General features: G+C 52.6%; 18 protein-coding genes. 17 read left to right on the top strand and 1 reads right to left on the bottom strand.

The annotated features are described in order from the left end of the window. The first annotated feature begins 2 nt into the window (after nucleotides 1–2). Genes ACTJJS_RS10475 through ACTJJS_RS10495 form a run of 5 tightly spaced genes read left to right on the top strand, consistent with a single transcriptional unit; the run spans nucleotide 3 to nucleotide 6,280 of the window. Entirely contained in the window at nucleotides 3–2,255 is a 2,253-nt protein-coding gene (locus tag ACTJJS_RS10475; protein ID WP_440663639.1) for a glycoside hydrolase family 20 protein, read from the top strand. A 44-nt stretch (nucleotides 2,256–2,299) separates the two neighbouring features. Further along, nucleotides 2,300–3,619: a gluconate:H+ symporter gene (locus tag ACTJJS_RS10480; protein ID WP_440663640.1), complete on the top strand. Its 1,320-nt coding sequence runs from the start codon at nucleotides 2,300–2,302 to the stop codon at nucleotides 3,617–3,619. Between the two features lie 22 nt (nucleotides 3,620–3,641). Further along, entirely contained in the window at nucleotides 3,642–4,106 is a 465-nt protein-coding gene (locus tag ACTJJS_RS10485) for a RidA family protein (RefSeq protein WP_168872885.1), read from the top strand. Nucleotides 4,107–4,160: 54 nt separating this feature from the next. Next, nucleotides 4,161–5,198, top strand: coding sequence for a PfkB family carbohydrate kinase (locus ACTJJS_RS10490; protein WP_440663641.1), 1,038 nt, complete (start codon nucleotides 4,161–4,163; stop codon nucleotides 5,196–5,198). A gap of 11 nt (nucleotides 5,199–5,209) precedes the next feature. After that, nucleotides 5,210–6,280: a dipeptidase gene (locus ACTJJS_RS10495; protein WP_168872887.1), complete on the top strand. Its 1,071-nt coding sequence runs from the start codon at nucleotides 5,210–5,212 to the stop codon at nucleotides 6,278–6,280. A gap of 62 nt (nucleotides 6,281–6,342) precedes the next feature. Here ACTJJS_RS10495 and ACTJJS_RS10500 read toward each other — a convergent pair whose 3' ends face one another. Continuing rightward, a complete protein-coding gene (locus ACTJJS_RS10500) occupies nucleotides 6,343–8,979 on the bottom strand; it encodes a prolyl oligopeptidase family serine peptidase (protein ID WP_440663642.1) in 2,637 nt (878 codons plus the stop codon). A 444-nt stretch (nucleotides 8,980–9,423) separates the two neighbouring features. On the opposite strand from ACTJJS_RS10500, the gene ACTJJS_RS10505 reads away from it, so the two are divergent. From ACTJJS_RS10505 to ACTJJS_RS10560, 12 genes are all read left to right on the top strand, one after another. Next, complete coding sequence (locus ACTJJS_RS10505) at nucleotides 9,424–9,603, top strand: class I lanthipeptide (RefSeq protein ID WP_168872889.1); 180 nt, start codon at nucleotides 9,424–9,426, stop codon at nucleotides 9,601–9,603. Between the two features lie 60 nt (nucleotides 9,604–9,663). Then, nucleotides 9,664–9,861, top strand: coding sequence for a class I lanthipeptide (locus ACTJJS_RS10510; protein ID WP_168872890.1), 198 nt, complete (start codon nucleotides 9,664–9,666; stop codon nucleotides 9,859–9,861). Between the two features lie 61 nt (nucleotides 9,862–9,922). Further along, nucleotides 9,923–10,087 (top strand): class I lanthipeptide, encoded by a 165-nt coding sequence (locus tag ACTJJS_RS10515; RefSeq protein WP_168872891.1) that lies wholly within the window; start codon nucleotides 9,923–9,925, stop codon nucleotides 10,085–10,087. Between the two features lie 46 nt (nucleotides 10,088–10,133). After that, nucleotides 10,134–10,310, top strand: coding sequence for a class I lanthipeptide (locus ACTJJS_RS10520; RefSeq protein ID WP_168872892.1), 177 nt, complete (start codon nucleotides 10,134–10,136; stop codon nucleotides 10,308–10,310). 29 nt (nucleotides 10,311–10,339) lie between these two features. Continuing rightward, nucleotides 10,340–10,540 (top strand): class I lanthipeptide, encoded by a 201-nt coding sequence (locus ACTJJS_RS10525; RefSeq protein WP_168872893.1) that lies wholly within the window; start codon nucleotides 10,340–10,342, stop codon nucleotides 10,538–10,540. 39 nt (nucleotides 10,541–10,579) lie between these two features. Then, on the top strand, nucleotides 10,580–10,768 hold the full coding sequence (locus ACTJJS_RS10530; protein WP_168872894.1) for a class I lanthipeptide: 189 nt from the start codon (nucleotides 10,580–10,582) through the stop codon (nucleotides 10,766–10,768). A 79-nt stretch (nucleotides 10,769–10,847) separates the two neighbouring features. Beyond that, nucleotides 10,848–11,030: a class I lanthipeptide gene (locus ACTJJS_RS10535; protein ID WP_440663643.1), complete on the top strand. Its 183-nt coding sequence runs from the start codon at nucleotides 10,848–10,850 to the stop codon at nucleotides 11,028–11,030. A gap of 68 nt (nucleotides 11,031–11,098) precedes the next feature. Further along, nucleotides 11,099–11,299 carry a class I lanthipeptide gene (locus tag ACTJJS_RS10540; RefSeq protein WP_168872896.1) on the top strand — a complete coding sequence of 67 codons (201 nt, stop codon included), beginning with the start codon at nucleotides 11,099–11,101 and terminating at the stop codon, nucleotides 11,297–11,299. Nucleotides 11,300–11,430: 131 nt separating this feature from the next. Further along, nucleotides 11,431–12,636 carry a lanthionine synthetase LanC family protein gene (locus tag ACTJJS_RS10545; RefSeq protein ID WP_440663644.1) on the top strand — a complete coding sequence of 402 codons (1,206 nt, stop codon included), beginning with the start codon at nucleotides 11,431–11,433 and terminating at the stop codon, nucleotides 12,634–12,636. Between the two features lie 33 nt (nucleotides 12,637–12,669). Continuing rightward, complete coding sequence (locus ACTJJS_RS10550) at nucleotides 12,670–15,810, top strand: lantibiotic dehydratase (RefSeq protein ID WP_440663645.1); 3,141 nt, start codon at nucleotides 12,670–12,672, stop codon at nucleotides 15,808–15,810. Further along, a complete protein-coding gene (locus tag ACTJJS_RS10555; RefSeq protein WP_343744257.1) occupies nucleotides 15,811–18,009 on the top strand; it encodes a peptidase domain-containing ABC transporter in 2,199 nt (732 codons plus the stop codon). A 5-nt stretch (nucleotides 18,010–18,014) separates the two neighbouring features. Next, complete coding sequence (locus ACTJJS_RS10560; RefSeq protein WP_168872900.1) at nucleotides 18,015–18,563, top strand: hypothetical protein; 549 nt, start codon at nucleotides 18,015–18,017, stop codon at nucleotides 18,561–18,563. Nucleotides 18,564–18,662 lie beyond the last annotated feature (99 nt).

The raw sequence follows: 18,662 nt of genomic DNA on the forward strand, positions 1-18,662 counted from the left end.
TCATGAAAAGAGTATTCCTGTTTTCTGTACTCATAACGGTTCATACATGCCTCCTCGCACAAGGAAAAAGGGTTGCCGCTCCGGCAGCCCTGATTCCTTTGCCGGTGGCCGCTTCCTGGACAGCTGACAGCGCTTTTATTACCGCCCGCGCGGCAATAAAGGCCATGCCCGGCCTGGAGCAGGACGCAGCGTTGCTGCAATCGTATATGCAGGCCGTTAGCGACCGTCCGGTAAAACGACGTACAGCCGCTGCCGTTAGTTTGTCTATCGATTCACTGGCGGTGAAACAGCCGGAAGGATACCTGTTGCGCGTAACGCCGCAGCAGGTGACGCTGACGGCACATGATGCAGCGGGCATCGGTCATGGCATCGCTACGCTGCGGCAGCTGTGGAAACCGGCAGCCGGCGGCGGACTGGTATTGCCGGGAGCGATGATCACGGACTATCCCCGCTTTGGGTACCGTGGCATGCACCTGGATGTGAGCCGGCATTTCTTTTCAATAGACTATGTCAAAAATTTCATTGATCAGCTGGCGTTGTATAAGTTCAACAATTTCCACTGGCATCTGACGGACGACCAGGGATGGCGCATTGAGATCAAAAAATATCCCCGCCTGCAGGAAGTGGCAGCCTGGCGCGATCAGACCATGATCGGGCATAAGAAAGAGCTGCCGCATCGTTTCGACGGTGAAAAATACGGCGGCTACTACACGCAGGAGCAGGTGAAGGAAGTAGTGGCCTATGCCGCCGCCCGGCACATTAATGTAATTCCGGAAATAGAAATGCCCGGCCATGCGCTGGCCGCCATGGCGGCTTATCCGTCGCTGGGCTGCACCGGTGGCCCTTATAAAACCGCTCAGTTCTGGGGCATCTTCGATGATGTGTTCTGTGCAGGTAAGGACAGCACCTTCCTCTTTTTACAGGACGTGCTGGATGAAGTGATCGCCCTGTTCCCTTCTTCGTATATTCATATCGGTGGTGACGAATGCCCAAAGGTGAGATGGAAGGAGTGTGCGGCCTGCCAGCAACGGATGAAGGTGGAACATCTGGCTGATGAAGACGCCTTGCAGAGTTATTTCATCCGCCGTATCAGCGATTATGTGAACAGCAAAGGGCGCCGTATCATCGGCTGGGACGAGATCCTGGAAGGAGGGCTGGCGCCGGGCGCCACGGTGATGAGCTGGCGCGGCGTGGAAGGTGCGGTGATGGCCGCCAGACAACAGCAGCAGGTGATCATGACACCGGAAGATGAATTGTATTTTGACCACTACCAGTCACTGTACCCTGAGGAGCAGACCGCGGCGGCTGGTTATACGCCACTGGAAGCTGTGTATGGTTATGAGCCACTGGTGGCTGCCGGTGATACGGCGTTGCTGCCTTATATCGCAGGCATTCAGGGCGGCATATGGAGTGAATATCTGTCTACAGAAACAAAGGCCAACTATATGATCTATCCCCGGTTGCAGGCGACGGCCGAAAGGGCCTGGTCGCCAGCCACCGTGAGGGATTACAACCAGTTCACACAAAGGCTCGCTGCGTTAACGGGTGACCGTTATACCACCTATAAAGAGATCAACTACCGGTTGGACAGCCTGGCCCCTGGCAGTCTGTACGTGAGCCTGCACGCACATCAGCCGGGCGCAGTGGTCCGTTATACAACAGATGGGAGTGTGCCCGTTGCCGGTAGCCCGGCGTATAAGGGCCCTGTTCATATTGGCCGCAGTGCCATATTACAGGCGCAATTGTTTGTGCAGGGCAAACCAGTGGGGCGGTTGTTCCGTCAACCGTTTGAAATCTGCAAAGCTACCGGCGCGCGGGTAACATGGCAGCAACCGCCCAATACCAAATATACCGCTGCGCCTTCATTGCTGGTAAACGGGATCGCCGGTACGCACCGTTTCAATGACGGGCAGTGGCTGGGCTTCTCTGCCCGGGACCTGCAGGCGACCATAGACCTGGGCAACGTACAGGAAATAAAGCTGGTGGGCGCCAATGTGCTCAACTATCACTGGCAGAAAATGTGGGCGCCTGTGTCGCTGGTGTTTGAAGCGTCTTCAGACGGTAAAAGCTTTGAGCGTATAGCCGTGGCTGATAGTTTCCCGGTAAATGGTATTAATGCCGTACGGTTGACCGTAAAACCGGTACAGGCGCGGTATATTAAAGTGACTGCCATCAACAGGGGCGTGGTCCCTGCCGGCGAATATGGCGCCGGAGGCAGGGCTATGTTGCTGGCGGACGAAATTATTGTTAACTGATGCTGTGCGTATTGATTCCACGTTAGCATTACATTTTATACGGCATGGCATTTTTGATCGTTGTTTTATGCATCCTGTTGCTGATGGTACTGGTAACACTGGCCAAATGCAACGTCTTTGTGGCTTTTCTGATCGTGTCCGCACTGGCGGGCTGGTGGCTGGGCATGCCGTTACAGTCCATTACCGGCGCCATGCAGAAAGGCATCGGTGACACGATGGGCGGGTTATTGATCATCATCATCCTGGGGGCCATGTTGGGCAAGCTGGTAGCGGAGAGCGGCGCGGCGCGGCAGATCGCGCAGACGCTGATCCGTTTATTCGGTACGCGTTACATACAGTGGGCATTGCTGGTGGCTGGCTTTATTATCGGCATCCCGTTGTATTACGGTGTGGGCTTCGTGTTGCTCGTTCCCTTGATATTTTCTGTGGTCTACCAATACAAGCTGCCGGCGGTATATATCGGGTTACCCACGCTGGCGGCTTTGTCTGTCACCCATGGCTTTTTACCGCCGCATCCCTCGCCGGTGGCGCTGGTGACACAGTTTCACGCCAATATGGGACTGACGCTGATATACGGCCTGATAGTGGCGGTGCCGGCCATCGTAGTGGCGGGACCGTTATTTGCCCGTTATCTGAAAAAAATACCGGCGTCGCCATCTCCTCTTTTTCAGTCGCAGGAAAATCAGGCGCATGTTTTGCCTGGAGCAGTGAACAGTTTTTTAACGGCCTTGTTGCCGGTATTGTTGCTTGTTATCACCACCGGGGTGTTGCATATCACCCCGGTGAATTCGCGGCTGCATGGTTTTCTCTCTTTTGCCGGCGATGCATCGGTAGTGATGCTGTGTTGTTTGCTGATCGCCACTTTTTCGTTGGGCGTCGCGCAGCGGAAGTCGCTGAAAGACATCATGAACATATACGCAGAATCGGTGAAAGACATTGCCATGGTGATGTTGATCATAGCGGGGTCGGGTGCGTTGAAGGAAGTGCTGGCCGGTAGCGGCGTGAGTGCGCAGATAGCCGGGGCCATGAGTTCCTGGCACATCCCGGTGTTGGTGCTGGGCTGGCTGATGGCCGCTGTCATCCGCGCCAGCATTGGTTCCGCTACCGTGGCCGGGCTCACGGCCGCAGGCATGATGGCGCCGTTTATTGCCACGGGGCAGGTAGATCCTAACCTGATGGTACTGTCGATAGGAGCGGGCAGCCTGATGTTCTCACATGTCAACGATGCCGGTTTCTGGATGTTCAAAGAGTACTTTAACATCAGCATAAAAGACACCTTCCTGTCGTGGTCCGTGATGGAAACTATTGTGGGCGTCATGGGCCTGCTGGGGGTACTGGCGCTCAACGCGCTGATTGGTCATTAAAGCATTTATTAAACCAGAATATATGGAAAACAAAGCAGCAGAAAAATTAAAAGCATTAGGCCTGGAATTACCACCGGCGCCAACGCCACTGGGCGTGTACAAACCTTTCCTGATTGACGGGAAGTATCTTTATCTGTCTGGCCACGGACCGGTGCAGCAAGACAAGTCGCTGATCATTGGCCGGATAGGCAGTGAGATGGACATGGAACAGGGTAAACTGGCCGCCCGGCAGGTGGGCCTGACGATGTTGTCTACCATCAACACACATGTAGGTTTGGAGAAAGTGAAAAGGGTGATCAAAGTGTTGGGCATGGTCAACTGTACGCCGGAGTTTGAACGGCATCCTTATATCATCAATGGTTGCAGCGAACTGTTTGCCGCCATCTGGGGAGAAGAAAACGGTATCGGCGTACGCAGCGCCGTAGGCTTCGGTTCCCTGCCCGACAATATCCCGGTAGAGATAGAAGCCTTGTTTGAATTGTATTAAGATGGCTGCAGCAGATGCCGGGGAAAATATTATCTTTCCCTTAAAATTTGGATCATGCAAAAGCGGGATGGAACAACAGCAGTCAGGTTGGCGGCCTTCGGTGAATTTCTGCTGAGGCTTCACAGCAACAGCGGTAAACGTTTCGGTCAGTCAGACGGATATATTCCTTTTTACGCCGGTGCGGAGGCTAACGTATGCGTACTGTTGTCCCGCCTGGGCATATCCACGGAGTATATCACCCGGGTGCCGGACAACGACCTGGTCTTAACAGGACTGCAACAGCTGCGTGGCCATGGCGTAGGCACCGGAAGGGTTGTCTGTGGCGGCGACAGGCTGGGGTTGTATTTTACCGAATCCGGTAACGGCATACGCCCCGGGCGTGTGATCTATGACCGTGCCGGTTCCTCTTTCGCCACTTTGCAGCTGGGGGATATCGCCTGGTCATCTGTACTGGCAGACATCGATGTGTTTCACTGGTCCGGCGTGGCTGCCGCATTGTCCGCCAGCAGCGCGGCCGTTTGCGCGGAAGCGCTGGAAGCAGCTGGTGCAGCAGGTCTTACCATCTCGTCAGATTTTAACTACCGTGCCACGCTCTGGAAATACGGACAGCACCCTTCTGCCGTGATGCCTGCCTTATTGCAACACAGCGATATGACCGTGGCCGATCTGGACGCAGTGAACGTATATTACAATATTGAAACAGATAAACAGCTCCCGCCGGAGAAAAGATTTGAACAGTGTTACGATCAGTTGCGCCGGCACATGCCGAAGCTGAAAACACTGGCCATGAGTTTCCGGAAAATACAGGGCAATCAGCTGGTGTATTTCGGGGCGCTCGCACAGGGCGACCAGTATTATTTTTCAGAAGGATTTACTGTTCCGCAGGTCACCGACCAGATAGGCGCCGGCGATGCTTTTACAGCAGGTGTTTTGTTTGGCGTCATGAAACAGTACCCGCCACAGCGTATCATCGATTTCGCTGTAGCCTGTGGCACGCTCAAACAGAGCATCCACGGCGACTGGGCACTGGTGAATGAACGGGAAGTGACCGACCTGATGGCCAACGGCCCTTCGGGAAGGATAGTACGATAACTACTTTTATTATGTTTACGATTGATGCACACCTCGACCTCAGTATGAACGCCCTGGAATGGAACAGGGACCTGCGGCAGCCGGTAATGGCCATCCGCAGCCGGGAGGCAGGTCTACAGGATAAACCGGACAGGGCTAAAGGCGTAGTGGCTTTTCCCGAGCTTCGTAAAGGAAACATCGGCCTCGTAGTGGCCACACAGATAGGACGTTATGTGGCGCCTGACAATCCTTTGCCGGGCTGGCATTCGCCTGAGCAGGCATGGGCACAGACACAGGGACAGCTGGCATGGTACAAGGCCATGGAAGATGCCGGTGAAATGGTAATGATCAAAGACCTGCCTGCATTGGAACAGCATATCGCCCTGTGGAACGATGGCACGCCCAATGACAACAAACCCATTGGATATATCCTGAGCCTCGAAGGAGCCGATTCACTGGTGACATTGGACCACCTGCACAGGGCTTACCAAAACGGCCTCCGTGCCGTAGGACCTGCCCACTACGGGCCCGGACGTTATGCCAACGGTACCGACGCTACCGGCCATCTGAATGAACAGGGACGCCAGCTGGTCCGGGAGATGGAAAAGCTGAACATGATACTCGACGCCACCCACCTGTGCGACGATGCTTTCTGGGACGCCATGGACATCTTTAACGGCGCGGTATGGGCCAGTCATAACAACTGTCGCGCCCTGGTGGACCACAATCGCCAGTTCAGCGACGATATGATCAAAACACTGGTGCAGAAAGGCGCTGTCATAGGAGGCGCACTCGATGCCTGGATGATGGTCCCGGGATGGGTACGGGCACAGTCCACCCCTGAAGGCATGCACTGCAATCTCGAAAAACTTATCGATCACATGGACCATATCTGCCAGATAGCCGGCAACTCCCTGCATGTAGGTATCGGTACAGACCTGGACGGCGCTTTCGGAAAAGAGCAATGCCCTTATGATCTGGAAACGATCGCAGACCTGCAGAAGTTACCGGATATGTTGTCCGGAAGAGGCTATAAAGCCGCAGATATTGAGAACATCATGCACGGGAACTGGTTACGGTTCCTGCGTCATGCCTGGAAATAACGCACGCGGATTAAAAAAATTACAAAAGCGCGAAGCCATACAGCTTCGCGCTTTTGTGTTTATTATTTTGTTAGCAGGTGAAGCGGGGCCTTCGTCCCCGTGACTTTCAGAACGTTGGCCTGTTTGTTGGTCATCCATGCCGGAAGCGGTGCGCCCTTCAGGTAATAGCTGAAAAACTCCAGCATGCGCGTGTTATAATCCAGCGCAGGCTTGTCGAAGATACTATGGCCCTGTCCTTCATATTGCAGGAAATAAACCACCTTGCCCATGCGCCTCATACCGGTGAAAAACTCAATTCCCTGCCCTACGGGCACATCACCATCGTCCATATTATGCATGAGTAGTAAAGGCGTTTGTATCTTATCGATGTTGAACACGGGAGAGTTCTCCAGGTACAGGTCCGGCCTGTCCCACAGTGAAGCGCCGATACGGTCGCGATATAACTCGTACTGGCCCTGTCTGGAATATCCGGAGCCGATGATAGAGCCGTATGCGCTGACGAAATTAGTAAAGCCGGCGGCTGAACAGGCGGCCGCGAAACGGCCGGTATGCGTGATGATGTAGTTGGTCTGGAAGCCGCCGAAACTGTGCCCCTGAAGGCCCATCCTGGTGGAGTCCACATAGGGCAGCTGTACCAGTCTGTCAGCAGCGCCCATCACCGTATTCAGGGAACTGCGGCCCGGATACCCTATTTCAAAATGTACATCGGGCGTAAAAACGAGGAAGCCGTTGCTGACGAAATAGGGAATGTTCATTGGCCCCATACTGGGTTCCGGCCGTATGTAAAGGTGCAGGCACTCACTGATCTTCTCATAATAGTAAAAGATAACAGGATATTTTTTTTGTGGGTCGAAGTTCTCCGGTTTATACAGGATGCCCTGTGCCGCCTTCCCGTCGCGGGTTTTAAAGTTTACCAGCTCGGTCGTCAGCCAGTTGACCTGCCGTTCAGGGTGAACGTCGCTGATCGCATCAAAATGAACAAAGTCTCTCGTAACATAAATATTGGGCGCGCTGGAGGCATCCATTTTCTGTACCAGATATACGGCTGCATTTTTTGCTTTGACGGGGGCGGCGCGCATGAAATATTTGCTTTCTTCCGGGCCTGTGATCAAAGCCGGTTCCATGCTTAGTTTGCGAAGTTTTCCGTTGGTGATTTCATAGAAACCGTCTTCTTTGGTGGCGCGGTTGAAAGCGGTCAGTAAAATGGATTTGCCGGTGTGTTCGTTGGCCGGAAAGGCAAAACGGAATACAATGTTATTAGTTTTTCCATAACCACCTGTTATGTTAACAGGCGCTGATTTGCCGGTGAGGTCAATCTGGTAAATATCATATTGGTCACACAGGTATAGTATTGTTTCGTCGTTATTGAAACCGCCAAGCGGGAGATTGAGATAAGGTGCAAAAGGAATGTCGTCATTATCGTAGGTGGTCCAGTTGGCGGATATGTCGGCGGTGATGTTCTTACGTTCGCTGGTGGCAATATTGTAGCTGAAATAGTTTTGCTGCTCCGCATCGAAATAGATGATCCACCTGCCTTGCGGCGAGAGGGTGTACGAAGCGCTGTTGCGGTCACCGGGGGTGGTGATCATTTTTCTGGAGCCGTCGGTCAGGTTGACCAGCGTCCGGGACGGCAAGGCTGCTTCATTCCAGTTCCATTCTCCTTTGTGGGCAAGCGTTTTGTCGAGTAGCTGGTAGTTGTTGCGCGGGTTATAGAAGCCAGGATAATAGGCTGCCATGTAGAAGGTAGATTCGTCTTTGTCCTGTGTCTGAAGGATGGTATTATTATGGAGATACCAAATTGCCTGGCAGCGGAGCGGTTCATTGTTGTCATGGAGCTTGGTATCGAGGAAGGTGCGCAGGTGCAGCTTCGCAGAATTAAGCGTATCAGGCGCAGGTTTGGGGGCGGTCAGCGTACAGAAGATAAAAGAACCGTCACTGCTGAACCTGTCGAAGTAGCTGAACGTCAGCCGGTCGTTGATCTGCATGCGCGGAGTTGCCATAATGGCTTTTCCTGTCTGATCGCGGTGGTAATACCAGCAGGAGGGCGCCTGTTCTTTGTTGACCGTTATAAAAACACACTGCGTTCCTTTTTCATCCGTGATAATGTTGACGGGTTCTTTTCCCGTATAAATTTCCCGGGTGTTATGATCGGAGAGGTCTACCGTCCGGATAGTATAGGTGTTGGTGTCTGTCTTACATTTAAGAAAAAGGAGGTGCCCGTTGCCACTGGTAACATAGTCTGTAACCTGATCGTAGTGGTAAGCCTTGCCGGATGTCAGGTTACGGACTTCGAGGTGGTTATCTGTTTTTTGAATGGCCAGCCATCCTGTGTCTGTTTGTTGAAACAGGGAGAATTTTTTTACCAATGCTATCTTTTCTTCTTTTGAAGTGCCCAATGTTACTAACAGGAGGTGGTTGTCCGTCAGTTTTGTGACCGCCAGTTTGCTGTCGGCCGTAAAGGCAACAGGCTGAAATGCCAGCAGCTCTTTTTTCCAGGAATGATCGATGGCCTGTATGACCTGTGTGGCTTGTCCGGGTGGCTGATTGTAGATATAAAATGATGCGTACCGGCCGTTGTCGCTGATTTTGGGATTGAGGGCCAGGTTCCAGGTGGTGAAGTCCGTGTCGTTGAGCGGGCGCTTTTGCGCGTGGGCACTGACGGAAAACAGGAGCACAAAGATGGCAAGGTATCGTTTCATGGGTTGGAACAGGTTTGAGGGAAAAGCTGTTACAATGATAGGTATTTCGTTAGCATCTTATTTTATAAACTGGCAACCGAAACCGCTGAAACCATGATGGTTTACAGAGAAGTTATACGGGTGGAAAAAAGGGCATCAGGGAGTAGCCGGCTGTCATGATAACTATATGGCAAGGGAGAAGGCGCGTCGGAAGCAGCTTGATCAGTTTTATCCTCCCAAATCCAAAGAATCCGGGTTAAAATTTGTTTTTCTTGATAAATTATTTATCTTCAAAAGGTCAAAATCTCAAAATAGCCGCTTTCCGATATGTCTATGTTCAACTTATATAAATCAGGATCTGAATCTGCCAATTCCCATCACCCTTAAGTCTATACGCTGAAAATCCGCCCCATGGCGTTACTGCTTGGTTAAAGACAGGGGAGGGCCTTATGAAATTAATCAGATATGAAAAAGAAAACAATTGACCTGGCGAAAAAACTGACCCTCGCCAAAGCAACGGTAGCCTCCCTGACCGTAAAACAGCAGGTAGGATTAAAAGGTGGCCGTCTTTCCACCAATTGCGACACCTATGATCCGCAATGGACCTGCGAGTCCCATCCCCGTCCAACGAATGTTTGCATGTAGTGATGGCTGTTAACCCGGCATCAACGATGGTAAACCCGATTTAACCCGTAAAACCCTGTTATGAGAAAAAGAAAAATTGCCCTCGGCAAGAAATTGTCCCTGAACAAAGCTGCCATTTCCACGCTGACCGTACAACAGCAGGCTGTTGTAGGTGGCGGGCCTTTTACTGTGATGCCCCGTTGCATCGAGACAGTAGTCCAAACCTGTATCACGTATATGCCTGGGCAGGACCAATGCTACATCTGCCCTGAAGCTTAATTTTTAACCCGGAAAATACCCCTCCACAGAGGGGTATGACCTCCCTCAAATCAAACTGCATATGAAAAAGAAAAAAGTCACACTCAGTAAAAAACTGCAACTGAAAAAAGATTCAGTAGTAGAACTTACCGTAACCCAACAAGCAGGCGTAGCTGGCGGAGCGCCGTTGACCCGGACCACCCGTTGTTGCCAGGCCACCACTGTTTCTTTCTGCGAGCTTTGCTGATTTCTGCTGTTTTCTGATACGGTAACCAAAATTCAATATCCGTTGTATGAAAAAGAAAAAAGCTGATCTCCGTAAAAAACTTTCGCTGAATAAAGCGGTAGTGGGGGCGTTGGCCGCGCCGCAGACAGCACTGTCACAGGTGTATTCCTGTGTTACCTGCTGGACCGTCTGCTGCCTCACAGAGCCCGAAACATACTGCGTTGGCGAATGCAGAGTACCCTGATTTTTTAACCCTCCTGTAATCTTGATCTTATGAAAAAGAAAACACTGACGCTCAGCAAAAAGCTGTCCCTGAAAAAAGAAGCGGTTGCATCGTTAAACCCGCAACAGCAAGCCAAAATCGCCGGTGGTATGCCCAGAACGATGTTCAGCGTTTGCTGCGTGGACACCAATGAGGCTACTTGTCCTGATGACTGCGTAGTATACACCACCCGTGGGTGCGGACGCGCTTGATTTTTTATTTGAAATCCTTATCAATAAACTATCACAATTATGAAAAAGAAACTGGCACTCAGTAAAAAGCTGTCACTGAAAAAAGACGCCGTTGCAACCTTGAATGTGCAACAGCAAACCAAAATCGCCGGTGGTGTTCCATTGACCTGGTGGAGCGCCTGCTGTGAAAACACCCGTGAGGTAACCTGTCCTGAAGGCTGCGTCCGGACTTCTCAACCAACTGCATAAATTTTCCCAAAACCCGGACATACTATCGGCCGTAACCGCGGACGGCTAAGACCTGTGTCCACCTAAAACCCACACGATCATGAAAAAGAAAACACTTCAACTGAGCAAAAAACTGCTCCTCAAAAAAGACACCGTTGTAACACTGAACCAACAAGAACAGGCAAAACTCGCTGGTGGAGCCCCCATCACCTGGTGGAGCGCATGTTGCGTGGAAACTGATGAAGTGACCTGCCCTGCCGGTTGTGTAAGAACAACCATCTGATCCTGTCATAGCCGAACATCCGCCCCATGGCTACAGACAGGGGAGGGCTTATTTTTCTGTTCACCCATATGAAAAAGAAAAAAATCGATCTCAGCAGAAAACTGCTACTGAACAAAGAAACTGTCGCATCATTGAACGAATCCCAGCAGCAGCATCTGGTGGGAGGCGCCGTTACGCGCGATATCGTTTGCACTGAAGATACACGTGCTATCTCCAGTTGCAGAGCTACGCGTCCGTCGCCTAACTCACCCTGCTGCCAGATACCCTGATGGTAAAAGGGTATCGGTCACCGGATGACCAGGGAGAAACTCCTGCATGAGCACACCCCCTGTCTCCGTTCTTTTCCCAACAGGGAAAGCCCGTCTTTCCCTGTTGTACACCATTAAATCTATGCTGCCAAATGAATAATACCGCCACTCAGTTAAGATACATCTATCATGACCTCATTCCCATGTTACGGGAACGTAAATACGGAGCCGACTATAACACCAGCCTGTTCAAAGGACCCTGGGGCGCCCTGTTGTTCATGTTTTATTACGAGCAGTATGCCGACGACCAGGCGGACAACGCCACCGCACTGCTGGAGGAAATATATGCTGAATACGCACCGGAAAAAGGAGACAACTACTCCTTCTGCAACGGCCATACCGGCCCTTTCTGGCTGCTGGAACACCTTACCCGCCACGAATTCCTTGACCTGGATATCAATGAACTGGCCTCCGATTTCGTGACAGCCACTATCCTGCAAAGTAAATTCCACCTCGAACACCAAAACTATGACTTTCTGCATGGCAGCTCCGGTATGTGCAACTTCCTCATCAGGTTCGCCAGCCGCCCCGATGTGGCCGAACACCTTGAATATTTTGTACAAACCCTCTGGAACAACAGCGTCATGACCGACAAAGGCCGCAGCCTGCCTTTCTTCTATACGCACGATAAACCCGAAGGCATCTTCTGTAACTCCTTCAGCCTCGCCCACGGCTCCTGCTCCCTGCTGATTATTGTAGCAAAAATATACGAGGCCGGTATCGCACAGGAACTGTGCCACCGCCTTATCTCAGAAAGTATTCCGTTCATCATGGAACATAAAAATACTTTTACCGATGACTCCCTTCATGCCCTGTACCCGGCCATCCTGGATGGCAAGTCCACCCAAAGCCGCCTATCCTGGTGCTACGGCGATCTGAACGTGGCCATGATGCTGTGGTATTGTGGTAAACTGTTCAACGAGCAACTGTGGAAAGAGGAAGCACTGCATATCATGCGTTACAATATGCGCCGCGATACCGACGAAGCCGCCGGTATCATGGACAACTGCCTGTGCCACGGCTCCGGCGGTATCGCCGCTTTCTACCGCAGATTCTGGTTTGAAACACAGGACGAAGCCTTCCTGCAATGTGCCAATCACTGGCAGGAGAAAGCGGTCGAAAAAATCACTTTCCCGGAAGACCATAGTAAACACGGGATTAAAATGTGGCTGGGAAAAGACAAACAGTGGGAATACGTATGGGACCTGCTGGACGGCAGCAGCGGCGTAGGACTGTCTATGCTGTCACAGCTGCACTCACAGCCGCTGCCATGGGACGAGTGTTTTCTGCTCTCCTGAAAATTATTGTAAACATCTGCAAAAGGAACGACTATGGCCTTATCACATACAGGATTTTTCCTATTAAGAAGCCCGCTATACCCGGTGAACAGGTATCGTGACGTGTTGGAAGACAGCCTCCAGGAGCTGGCGGACAAGAACCCGCTGTTCCTGTACGCCCTTTGCATCGCCTCCGGCGACCTGCTCAAAGAGCTGGAGAGATTCCTCAGTGATCCGGCGTCCTTCAACAAGAAGAAGACCGACAAGCTGCGTAAATCGCTGTATAAATACTGGGTGCGCGCCTGCTCCCGCAGCACGCCCTATGGACTCTTCGCCGGTTGTACCACCGGCACCATCGGCGCTGATACCCAACTGCTGCTCAATGATATGAAAGACGCCTATCAATACGTGCGCCTCGATATGGACTACTATACCCGTATCTGTAATCATATCAGCCAGCAGCCGGACATCAGCATGGCATTACGCTATTATCCCAATAACAGCATCTATAAAACCGGTGATAAATACCGCTACGCGGAATATACCATCAACAACAACAGGCGCAAATACCTGCTCACCGCAGTGGAAGATTCGGTGTTTATGACCGCTATCATCCGGGAAGCCGCCGCCGGCCTGACGATCGCACAGATCGTACAGGTGATACATGAGCAAGACCCCTCCGTGACGGAAGAAGAAGCCACCGGCTTCGTCCGTGAACTGATAGAATCACAATTGCTCATCGCAGACACCGAGCCACGAATTACAGGTGAAGACAACCTGCAATCCCTCACAGACCGCCTTTTATCCATCCCCGAGGCCAGTACCTTCCGCGACGCGCTGCTTGCCCTGCAACAGCTGTTCCGGCAGCAGGACTTTGAACGCTCCCGCCTGGCCGCCATCCATCAACAGTGTGAAACCGCCTTCCCCGTCAGCATCCCCAAAGACCTGCTGCAAATAGACCTGTTCAAGACCGCACAACAATGCCAGTTGAGCGAAACGCTGGTCAACGACATCCTGTCACAGGTACATAGCCTGATGGCGCTCTGCCTCGGCTATTCCAAAGGACAATCGGAAATGTCGTCTTTCATGACACGTTTCATGGAACGCTATGAATCACAGGAAGTGCCGCTCAACCTGGTACTGGACGGTGAAACAGGCATCGGCTACGGCGCCGCTATCGAAAACACCGTGCACGCCCCCTTCGTGGAAGATGTGGCCGGCGCGCCTGCCAGCGAAAACCAGACCGTGAACTGGTCGCCGCTGCAACAACTCGGCCTCGACAAATACGAACAGTTTTTACAACAGGACCTCTCGGAAGTGGCCATCACTGACGAAGACCTGCAAAAACTCGGCGATCCCGAAACGGTGAATATGGCCCGCAGCTGCTACCTCTTCGGCAGCCTGCTGGGACCTTCCGCCGAAGCGGCCGATAAAGGCGACTACCGCTTTGCCCTCAACTCCATGGGCGGCCCGTCTGCCGCCAACCTGCTCGGCCGCTTCTGCAACGGCGACGAAGTGCTGACAGAAAAAGTGAAAGCCATCCTCGATGAAGAAGCCGCCGCTTATCCCGACCTGGTCATCGCGGAAGTAGTGCACTTCCCCGAAGCCCGCGCGGCCAATGTGCTGATAAGGCCCACCCTGCGCCCTTATGAGATACCCTATATCGGCGTGGCCGGCACACCGGAAGAATTCCGCATACCGGTGGCCGATATCATGGTGTCTGTCAGACAGAATGAAGTAGTCCTTAGAAGCAAACGGCTCAACAAACGCATATTGCCCCGTCTGAGCTCCGCCCATAACTACGGTTACAACAGCCTGCCCATCTACAAATTCCTGTGCGATCTGCAACATCAGTCGCTGATCTCCTTCCTGCACTGGGACTGGGGCGTGTTCGCCAACCGCAAACGCCTGCCACGCGTGGTGTATAAAAACATCATTCTCAGCAGGGCCATGTGGACGCTCACCGCCAAAGAGGTGGAACACCTGGGCGATGACGCGGCAGCAAACCTGCGTTTCATTGATCAGTACCGTGAACAGCAGAAAATGCCGGACAAGGTATTGCTCGCCGAAGCAGACAATGAGCTGTTGCTGGACCTCACCGCGCCTGCCGCTGTGGGACTGCTCATCGACCATGTGAAGAAAATGTCGTCCGTAAAACTGAAGGAATGTCTGCTGGCCGAAGAAAGCGGTATCGTACGGGACATCCACAACGGCGAATACGCCCATGAAGTACTGATACCCATGCGTAGCGTGCCCGTGGCGGAAAAAGCGGGTGACAAGCCCCGGCCCGCCACTGCGGCGGCAGCGCCGGCAGCTTTGCCGGAACGCAGTTTTGCCCCCGGCAGTGAATGGCTATACGTAAAAGTATATTGCGGTTTCCGTGTGGCCGAAGAACTGCTGGCCACCTGGTTTGCGGAACAATTGCCGCAATGGCAGGAAGATGGCCTGTTTGAAGATTTCTTCTTCCTCCGCTACGGCGATCCCCTGCCACATATCCGCCTCCGCTTCCGCAACCGCCATCGTCCCGGTAATAATGATGAGATCCTGCACCGCATCCAGACCGGATTACAGCCAATGGTGGACAACGGGCAGGTGTCTAAAATCCAATGCGATACCTATATTCGTGAAATAGAACGCTACGGCGCCGCAACGATAGAGATCAGCGAACAGCTTTTCAGCGCCGACAGCCTCGCCGTACTGGGCGTGGTGAACATGCTGGAAGGCGCAGAAGGAGAGAGCTACCGCTGGCGCATGGCCCTGCGGGGAACAGATATGCTGCTGGAAGATTTCGGTCTCACGCCAACAGAACGCAAACAACTGCTGGCTGGCCTGCGCGAAGGTTTTGCGTCCGAATTCGGCGGCGCCAAAGTACAGCACAAGCCACTCAACGACAAATACCGTAAGCACCAGCAGGAAATCGCTTCTTTCCTGCGCGCCGAAAATGATGAGGCCAACGAAATAGCAGAAGCAGTGGAGTTCTTCCGTCAACGGTCGGCCGTCACCGCCCCGCTGGCAAAGCAGATACGGCAGCATTACCAGAACGACAACCGCTACTTCGATATCCTGGCCAGCCATATTCATATGTTCCTCAACAGGATATTTGTGGCCAAACAACGCAAACACGAAATGGTGATCTATCATTTCCTGGAGAAATATTATTTATCACAACTGGCGATGGAAGCAACACTGAAATAAATGGCTTTTACTACTTACAGACAACTGGACGCGATGGACTGCGGGCCTACCTGCCTGCGGATGGTGGCCAAACACTACGGCCGCGAATATCCGCTCGACTACCTGCGCGAACTGGCCAGCATCACCCGGGAAGGCGTAAGCCTGCTCGGTATCAGTGAAGCCGCAGAAAAAATCGGGTTCCGCACCAACGCCGTGAAGATCACTTTCGAACAACTGGATGAAAATGTGGAACTGCCCTGTATCCTGCACTGGAACCAACAACACTTCGTGGTGTTGCCGCCGCAGGACTACAACCGGCACAATCCCAAAGACAAAATACTGGTGGCAGATCCGGGCCATGGCCTTGTCAAGGTGGACAAAGACACTTTCCTCCACTGCTGGCAAGGCAAACAGACCCATGGCGTAGTACTGATGCTGGAGCCGGGAGAGCAGTTCCACCGGCAACAGGCGCCGGAACGCGCAGCCACCGGCTTCCGCTTCCTGTTCAGCTACCTGCGCCCGTACCGCAAATACGTGGTGCAGCTGTTCCTGGGCCTGATACTGGCCAGCCTCCTGTCGCTCATTATGCCCTTCCTCACACAGAGCCTGGTGGACTATGGCATCAACCGCCACAATGTACATTTCGTATACCTGGTGTTGATATCCCAACTGGTGCTGTTTGCCGGCTCCACGGCCATTGAGATGATCCGAAGCTGGATACTGCTGCATATGAACAGCCGTATCAATATCAATATCATCTCCGATTTTCTGATCAAACTGATGAAACTGCCGATCCGCTTTTTCGACAGTAAGATGATCGGGGATATCCACCAGCGCATCGGCGACCATACCCGTATCCAGACTTTCCTCACAGGGACTACCCTGTCAACCTTGTTCTCTTTCGTGAACCTGCTGGTGTTTACCGCGGTACTGGCGGTGTACAGTATGAAAATACTGCTGGTGTTCGTGTTGTTCAGCGCAGCGGCCATTACCTGGATCTTCTTTTTCCTGCGCCGCCGTAAAGCGCTGGACTACCGGCGCTTCCAGCGTATGAGCGACAATGAGAACGTGCTTTTTGAGCTCATCACCGGTATGCAGGAAATTAAACTCAACAACTGTGAAACAGCCCGGCGCTGGGAATGGGAGCATGTACAGGCCGGCCTGTACCGGATCAACGTCAAAAGCCTTGCGCTGGGACAGTACCAGCAAATAGGCTCCGTTTTCTTCAATCAGCTGAAAAACATCCTGATTTCGTTTATCAGTGCCCGTGAGGTGATGAATGGAAACCTCACCCTCGGTATGATGCTGTCTGTGAGCTACATCATCGGACAGATGAACAGCCCGCTGGACCAGCTGTTGACTTTTATCCAGTCCGCCCAGGACGCTAAAATGAGCCTGGACAGGTTGGGAGAGATACACAACCGTCCGGAGGAAGAAACGCGCGACCTGGTGATACCGCCGCCATCACAGTCTGAGGGCAAAGGTGATATCGTGCTGGAAAATGTGTCTTTTCAATACGGCGGCGCAAGATCGCCATTTGTATTGCAGGATATCAACCTCGTTGTGCCGGAAGGAAAAGTGACGGCCATTGTAGGCACCAGCGGCAGCGGCAAAACAACGCTCATGAAACTGCTGCTGCAATTTTATGAGCCTACCGGCGGACAGATAAAAGTAGGAGAGCATGACCTGCTGGACTTATCACCCAAATGGTGGCGCCGTCAATGCGGCAATGTGATGCAGGACGGGTTCATCTTCTCCGGCACCATCGCCAAAAACATCGCCATCAGCGATGAAACCATTAACAACGAAAAACTGGTGCATGCCGCTGAAATGGCGAACATCCGTCATTTTATAGAAGACCTGCCGCTGGGCTACCAGACCAAAATAGGCAACGCCGGCAACGGCATCAGCGCGGGCCAGAAACAAAGAATACAGATTGCGCGCGCCATCTACAAAAATCCGCATTACCTGTTCTTCGATGAAGCTACCAGCGCGCTCGACGCCAACAACGAACGGGTGATCATGGACAACCTGGATCAGTTCTTCCGTGGCAAGACGGTAGTGGTGATCGCCCACCGCCTCAGCACCGTGAAAAATGCTGACCAGATCATTGTGCTGGACCGGGGCCGTATCGTGGAAACCGGCAACCACGCCACATTGACTGCACGGAAGGGCAATTATTATGAACTGGTAAAAAATCAACTGGAACTGGGAGGATAAATGTTATGCCGGAAAATAAACCGATAAAACGTATTAACGGCCATACACTGCATTCCTCCCTCACCGAGGTGAGGAGCGAGGAAGTACAGGAAATTATGGGCAAGATGCCGCCGTGGATGGTCCGCAGCGGTATCACGCTGATCGCCGTAGCGGTGGTGCTGGCCCTCATCGGGGCCTGGTTCTTCCGTTATCCCGACGTACTGCCGATGCCTGTCAGGGTAACGCCGCAGCAACAGTCGTTCCTGGTGAAAGGATATATCCCTGCCGCCGATGCGTGGCGGGTGAAAGCCGGTCAACAGGTAATGCTGCGCCTCACGGCCTACCCGTCAGACACCTACGGCCTGCTTCCCGGCACCGTGATGGCCGACGCTGTCGCGGAAACAGATAGCAGCTTCCTGGTGGAAGTAAAGCTCACACAAGGCATGTTGTCTACCGCAGGTAAACAGATCCCGCGGCAACCGGTACTGACAGGAACGGCTGAAATTATGACAGACGATAAAAGCCTGTTGCAAAGAATTTTAGGAAAGGCCCTGGCGCCCCTGATGGCGGATTAATCCGCCATCAGGGAGCGTTTAGCCGTCGTTGTATATGTTTTGTAGATAGATGTTTTTCTCTGCTTGTAGATGTCATGTAGCCCCTGAAAATTGCCGTAA

The organism is Chitinophaga sp. 22308 (assembly GCF_052045305.1).
GTDB lineage: Bacteria > Bacteroidota > Bacteroidia > Chitinophagales > Chitinophagaceae > Chitinophaga > Chitinophaga varians_A.